This is a genomic window from Streptomyces sp. SBT349 (genome assembly GCF_001083795.1).
Classification (GTDB): Bacteria; Actinomycetota; Actinomycetes; order Streptomycetales; family Streptomycetaceae; genus Streptomyces.
Window position 1 is genome coordinate 1 of sequence record NZ_LAVK01000387.1, and the last position, 6,609, is coordinate 6,609.

The 6,609-nt window shown below is 69.1% G+C and carries 6 protein-coding genes; 4 read left to right on the forward strand and 2 right to left on the reverse strand.

Going from position 1 to position 6,609, the window contains the following annotated elements; all coding sequences use genetic code 11:
- From ADY01_RS30785 to ADY01_RS30795, 3 genes are all read left to right on the forward strand, one after another.
- Positions 1 to 885: alpha/beta fold hydrolase (locus ADY01_RS30785; RefSeq protein WP_049580001.1), on the forward strand; the 885-nt coding region annotated here is incomplete at its 5' end.
- A 30-nt stretch (positions 886 to 915) separates the two neighbouring features.
- The gene (locus ADY01_RS30790) at positions 916 to 2,310 is read left to right on the forward strand and encodes an NAD(P)/FAD-dependent oxidoreductase (protein ID WP_049580002.1); all 1,395 of its coding nucleotides are present in this window, start codon (positions 916 to 918) and stop codon (positions 2,308 to 2,310) included.
- A gap of 98 nt (positions 2,311 to 2,408) precedes the next feature.
- Entirely contained in the window at positions 2,409 to 3,188 is a 780-nt protein-coding gene (locus ADY01_RS30795; protein ID WP_049580003.1) for an oxidoreductase, read from the forward strand.
- A gap of 71 nt (positions 3,189 to 3,259) precedes the next feature.
- Here the strand turns inward: ADY01_RS30795 and ADY01_RS30800 are convergent, their stop codons facing one another.
- Complete coding sequence (locus tag ADY01_RS30800) at positions 3,260 to 4,564, reverse strand: cytochrome P450 family protein (protein WP_159001530.1); 1,305 nt, start codon at positions 4,562 to 4,564, stop codon at positions 3,260 to 3,262.
- On the reverse strand, positions 4,564 to 4,986 hold the full coding sequence (locus tag ADY01_RS30805; RefSeq protein WP_049580005.1) for a nuclear transport factor 2 family protein: 423 nt from the start codon (positions 4,984 to 4,986) through the stop codon (positions 4,564 to 4,566). The genes ADY01_RS30800 and ADY01_RS30805 overlap by 1 nt, the downstream gene beginning before the upstream one ends.
- Positions 4,987 to 5,312: 326 nt before the next feature.
- Here ADY01_RS30805 and ADY01_RS30810 point away from each other — a divergent pair.
- Positions 5,313 to 6,609, forward strand: a 1,297-nt coding sequence (locus ADY01_RS30810; protein ID WP_049580006.1) for a beta-ketoacyl synthase N-terminal-like domain-containing protein, incomplete at its 3' end; no start/stop codon positions are given.

Here is a 6,609-nt window from a genome sequence, read left to right on the forward strand (position 1 = left end):
GGCCCCACCGCCCCCGCCACCGCCGAGTCCCTGAGCACCCTGTTCCTGCGCGCCTGTGCCGAGGGGCGCCTGGAGGAGATCCACGACCTCACCGAGCGACTCGCCGCGTTCCGCCCCACGTTCGAGGACACCGAGCCCCCCGGTGAGAACTCCCGGGAGATCACCGCGACCCGGTCCCCGCGCGGCGTGCGGTTGTGCGGCGGCCCCCAGGGGCCCGAGGTGATCTGCCTGCCCTCCTTCGTGTGGAAGCCCAGCCCTCACCAGTACACCCGACTCGCCTCGCACTTCCGGGGCCGCAGGAGCCTCTCGGCCATCGACCTCATCGGCTTCCGCACCGGCGACCCACTGCCCTCCTCGATGGCCGCACTCACCCGGGCCATGGCCCACGCCGTCCTCCGGCAGGCCGACGGCGCCCCCTTCGTCCTGGCCGGCCACTCCTCCGGCGGCTCGCTCGCCGCCGTCGTCGCCCGCCGGCTGGAGGAGGCCGGGACCCCTCCGGCGGGGCTGGTCCTGCTGGACTCGCACTGGTGGGGCGATCGCACCGGCCTGGGATCCGACGGGGCCCTCCTCGCCGTGGCCGACACCCTCATAGGAAACGACAGCGCCGTCTCCTCCCTCGAAGAGGACTGGGGAGACGCCTGGGTCACCGCACGAGCCCGCTACTTCTCCTTCGACTTCCGGCCCGAGACGCTCGCCACCCCCACGCTGCTGCTCAGAGCCACCGAGCCCTTGCCCGGCGCCTCGGCCGACGGCGCCTGGCAGGCGGCCTGGAAGCTGCCCCATACCGCCGTGGACGTCCCCGGCGACCACTTCTCGATGCTCGACGCGGCCCACACCGAAGCATCCGCCGAGGCCATCGAGGACTGGCTCGCCGGCCTCGCCTGACATCCGCCATCCACAAGGAGCGTGTGATCGATGAACAGACTCACCCACGGCCTCGTGCTGGGCGGCGGCCATGCGGGCATGCTGGCGGCCACCGCGCTCGCGCGGCACCTCGACTCCGTCACCGTCGTCGAGCGGGACCACTACCCCGAGGGCCCCGGCCACCGCAAAGGCGTGCCCCAAGCCCACCACGGCCACCTCTTCGTGGGCGGCGGCGTCCGGGCCGTCGAGTCGCTCCTGCCCGGCACCACCGAGCGGCTGATGGCGGAGGGCGCCCACCGCATGGGCCTGCCCGAGGACTCCATCACCTTCAACGCCCACGGCTGGCAGCACCGCTTCCCCGCCAGCCACTTCATGATCACCTGCGGGCGGGAACTGCTCGACTGGGTCGTACGTGACCAGACCCTGCGCAACGAGAAGATCACCGTCGTGGAAGGCGCCGACGTCGGCGAACTGTGCGGCGACGACCGGCGCGTCACCGGCGTCGTGGTGCGGGACAGGGACGGCCGGAGCCGGCAGATCGACGCCGATGTCGTCGTCGACGCCCGCGGACGGGGCTCCCGCCTCAAGCAGTGGTTCGCCGACCAGGGCCACCAGGTCGAGGAGGAGGTGCTCGACCTGCGACTGCGCTACGTCACCCGCGTCTTCGCGCCCCCGCCCAGGACGATGAAGGAGTTCCACGCGGTCTTCAACCTCTTCTCCGACCCCACCGTGCCGGGCCCCGTGAGCAACGCCGTCATGCTTCCCATCGAGGGCGACCGCTGGATGCTGACCGCCTCGGGCATGCGCGGCGGCGAACCGGCCACCGACGACGAGGGATTCCTCGCCCACCTGCACAAGTTGGCCCACCCCCTCCTCGCCGAACTGATCGCCCTCGCCGAGCCGCTCACCTCCGCCCAGGTCACGCGCACCACCGCCAACCGCCGCACCTACTACGAGCGGCTCGACCCCTGGCCCGACGGGCTGATCGTGGTCGGCGACGCCCTGGCCGCGTTCAACCCCATCTACGGGCACGGGCTGAGCGCCGCCGCGCTCGGCGTCGTCGCCATGGACCGGGCCCTCGACACGCACGGACTCGGCGACGGCGCCGCCCGCCACGCCATGCGCGCGGTCGGCACGGTCGCCGACGAACCGTGGCAATGGGCCACCGCCCAGGACATCCAGTACATGGACCTGGAGGACGACGAGGCCAACAACCTGCGGAATCAGATGGGCGAATTCGTCAAGATGCTGAGGGACGCCGGCCCGGTCCAGCCCGTGGTGAGCGCCGCACTCCTCGACGTGCACACCCTCTCGGCCCCGCAGAGCAGCCTGCAGGCACCCCATGTGATAGCCGCCATACGCCGCGGCGCCCGCCGCCCCGTGCTGACCGGCCCGCCGCTGACCGACGCGGAACGCGCTTTCCTGTCGTCCCACGCTCGGACGTGATCCCGCCGCCGATCCGACCTCCGGCTCGCATCGCGGCACCTGGTACCGACAAAGAATCACTCATCAACAACCCCTGAAATTCGAGAAATTGGAGTGCTGTGGAGCTCAACCTCGCCACCAAGACGGCCGTTGTCACCGGTGCCAGCCGGGGCATCGGACTTGTCACCGTCCGGACTCTGATAGACGAGGGCGTCCGTGTCGTCGGCGCCGCCCGCACCATCACGCCCGAGCTGAAGGAAACCGGCGCGCACACGGTGTCAGCCGACCTGAGCACCGAAGAAGGCGTCGCCACCCTCATGGACAGCGCCCTCGCCGAACTGGGCGGCATCGACCTGCTGGTGAACAACGTGGGGGGATCGAGCGACCGCCCCGCCGGCTTCCTCGACACCGAAGACGCCGAGTGGACCCGCCTGTTCGACCTCAACGTGCGCAGCACCGTCCGCGTCTCCCGCGCGGCCCTGCCCAGTCTGATCGAGCGCGGGGGAGCGATCGTCAACGTCTCCTCCATCGCCGCATTGAGGCCCGGTCCCGTCCCGGTGGCCTACGGCGCGACCAAGGCCGCCGTGAACGCGCTGGGCAAGTCCCTGGCCGAGGAATTCGGGCCCCGGGGCGTGCGCGTGAACACCGTCTCCCCGGGAGTGGTCCGCACCTCCGTCTGGGAGGATCCCGACGGGCCGATCGGCAAGATGCTTGCCCAAGCCGGTATGGACCATGCCGAATTCCTCAAGCAGGTCCCGGAGAAATTCGGCATCACGACCGGCCGCCTCGCCGAATCCGAAGAAGTCGCGGCCCTGATCGTCTTCCTGCTCTCCGATGTCGCCCGCAACATCACCGGCGCCAACTACCTCATCGACGGCGGCGCGATCAAGACGGTCTGAGATACGGCCGGCGACGAGGAACGGGGGGAAGGGCAGAGCCCTTCCCCCCGCGTCACCCGTCAACGCACGGATCAGCCGTCGCCGCCGAGCCTCACCGGAAGCCGAACGAGACGCCGCAATCCCGGGTGCGGAATCCACGGCAGCTCCTCGGGCGGAACCGCGAGAGTCAGGCCGGGATAGCGGTCCAGGAGAGCCGAGAAGGCGATCTCCGCCTCATTGAGCCCGAGCGCCGCGCCGATGCAGTAGTGCACGCCGTGGCCGAACGACAGGTGTTCCGGCTTCTGCCCCCGGAAGCGGGTGACGTCCAGCCGCTCCGGGTCCGAGAACTTCCGCGGGTCGCGGTTGGCGCTCACCAGGACCCCCGACACCTGGTCGCCCACCTGGAAGCGGTGACCGGCCAGCTCCATCTCCTCCGACGCGTACCGCATCCGGGTCCGCATCGGCGGACTGCACCAGCGCTGGAACTCGTGGATCGCGTCCGGGATCAGCGACGGGTCGTCGCGCAGCAGCGCCAGCTGGTCCGGATGCGTCAGCAGCCCGACCGTGGCGTTCGCCACCAGGTGAGCCGTGTTCTCATGGCTCCCGGTGACCAGCGCCATGACCATCCCGACCATCTCGACGTCGGTCAGCCGCTCGCCGTTCTCGTTCGGGGCATGGACCATCGCGCTGATCAGGTCGTCGGCCGGCTCCGTCCGGCGACGCTCGATGAGCCCGTGCAGGTACTCGATCGCCGGATACGCGGCAGCGGGCAGCGCCTTGGGGTCGTGCGACATCAGCCCGTGCGCCCACTCACGCCAGCGCGGGCGGTCCTCCAGGGGGACGCCGACCAGCTCGCAGATCATCCCCACCGGCATCGGCTGTGCCCAGTGCTCCACCAGGTCCACCACGCCGTCGTCGTCGGCGTGGCCCGGGAGCGCGTCCAGCGAGTCGTTGATCAACTCCTCCATGCGCGGCCGCATCTCGCGAACCCGCGCAGGGGCCAAGGAGTGGAAGACGGCCTTGCGCAGCCGCGTGTGCCGCGGGGGATCCCGGTCGGCCATCATGTCGCAGATATAGGGGTACAGATCCTCGTTGATCCCCGCCTGCTTCATCAGCTCCGCGAGCGACGGCGGCGCCAGCCCATCCGGCACGTTCTCCGTGTCGTGGACGAACCGCGGGTCCTTCAGGAAGGCCCGCACATCGTCATAGCGGGTGACGAGCCACAAGGCACTGCCGTCGGGCAGCCTGACGCGCACCACCGGCGCCTGCTCGCGCAGCCGACCATAACCTTGGTATGGCTCGTTGATGATCTCCGGGGCCATGAAGTACAGATCCTCGGAGGCTTCCTCCGCGGCCGTCGCCGCTTTCGCCTTGTCCGCATCTGCCGATATTGTCATCAGGTTCCCTCTGCTGATTCCGGGGCGGCTCGATCGACGAAGCTGACATCCGTTCTTCCCCAGAACGCCTTGACATCCTCGATCAAACCAGAAGAGTTCAGGCGACATATGCTCACGGCGTTGATCTTCAACCGCTTTCCGCCGGGGTCCTCAGGATTGTCGATGTGGATCTTGACAGGAATCGCGATATGCCGCCCGTCGTGCGAGGCGCTGATATCGTCGGGCGCCTCATGTACGTGACCCTTGATCGCATCGGTAAGGTGCCGCCGCAGTGCGGCTTTCCCCTGGATCGGAGGCGACCCCACCGGATCCTCGAAGCGGACGTTATCGGCGAAGACCTTGAGCAGCCTGTCGATGTCTCCCGCGTTGATGCACCGAACGTACTCCAACGCGACGGCTTTGCGCTCCAGTTCGTCGAGCACGGACCTTCCCTCTCCTCGGTATCCTCTCCGTACCCTCTCTGTTCATCATTCCGTGTTCGCGTTCATCGATTGAGGCCACCACGGAGAGTCGCCGCCTGATGTTATGGCAGCACCGTCTCGACGGGCACCCCAGATTCGCTCCCGTCGCCCCCTACTCATCCCCTCATTGTTAGGGGTGGCGTAGGGGTGACGACCTGCAGCGCCCTTCTTTTAGGGTTCAGTAGACCCTTCTCGATTCAAATCCTGGGGGAATGGGAAAAGTGGCTGACCAGAGGCATGAGATTTCGAATTCCGGGCCGGAATCGGAAGCTATCGCCATTGTGGGTATGTCCTGCCGCCTTCCCCAGGCACCGGGGATCGACGCGCTCTGGCGGCTTCTCCGTGAGGGCACGAGCGCCATCACCGAGGTGCCCGAAGGGCGTTGGCCCGACGATGCCTTCTCCGACAGCGACGTGACCGACGAGGAGCGGAAGGGTCTCCGCTGGGGCGGCTTCCTGGACTCCGTGGACGGCTTCGACGCCGGCTTCTTCGGGATCTCCCCCCGCGAGGCGTCGGTCATGGACCCGCAGCAGCGCCTCATGCTCGAACTGGCCTGGGAAGCGCTGGAAGATGCCGGATCCGCCCCCCAGACCCGCGATGGCCAGCACACCGGCGTCTTCGTCGGCGCCGCCTCCAACGACTACGCCGTCCTCCTGGACCGCCAGGGACCGGCCGCACGGACGTCCCACGCCAACGCGGGCGTCCAGCACAGCATCATCGCCAACCGGGTCTCCTACGCCCTCGGCCTCCAGGGCCCCAGCTTCGCCGTCGACGCCGGCCAGTCCTCGTCCCTGGTCGCCGTGCACATGGCATGCGAAAGCCTGCGCCACGGCGAGTCGACCATCGCCCTGGCCGGCGGCGTCAACCTCAATCTGCTTCCCGACAGCACGCTGGCGGTGGCCCGCTTCGGAGCGCTCTCCCCGGACGGCCGCTGCCACACCTTCGACGCCCGGGCCAACGGCTACGTCCGAGGAGAGGGCGGAGGCGTTGTCGTACTCAAGCCACTCTCCCGTGCCCTCGCCGACGGCGACCGGGTGTACTGCGTGATACGCGGCAGCGCCGTCAACAACGATGGCGGCGGCGAGGGCCTGACGGTGCCCAGCCGCATCGCCCAGGAGGATGTCATCCGGCTCGCGTGCGGGCGTGCGGGGATCCGGCCGGGTGAACTGGAATACGTGGAGCTCCATGGGACCGGGACCCGGGTTGGCGATCCGGTCGAGGCAGCTGCTCTTGGCGCGGTCGCGGGCGTGGGAGCGGGCAGGGAGGCGGACGCGCCACTCATCGTCGGATCGGCCAAGACCAACGTCGGTCACCTGGAGGCGGCGGCGGGCATCGTCGGGCTTTTGAAGACCGCGCTCTGCCTCGGCCATGGCGAGTTGGTTCGCAGCCTGAACTTCGAGACGCCTCATCCCGAGATCCCGCTCCAGGAATTGCGGCTCCGGGTGTCCGGAGAGAACGCCGACTGGGCGAGTCCTTCCGTCGCCGGTGTCAGCTCCTTCGGCATGGGCGGCACGAACTGTCATGTGGTCCTGTCCAGCGCGCCCCCGGTGGATGGCCAGGTTGCGGGTGGGGGTGGGTCTGGGG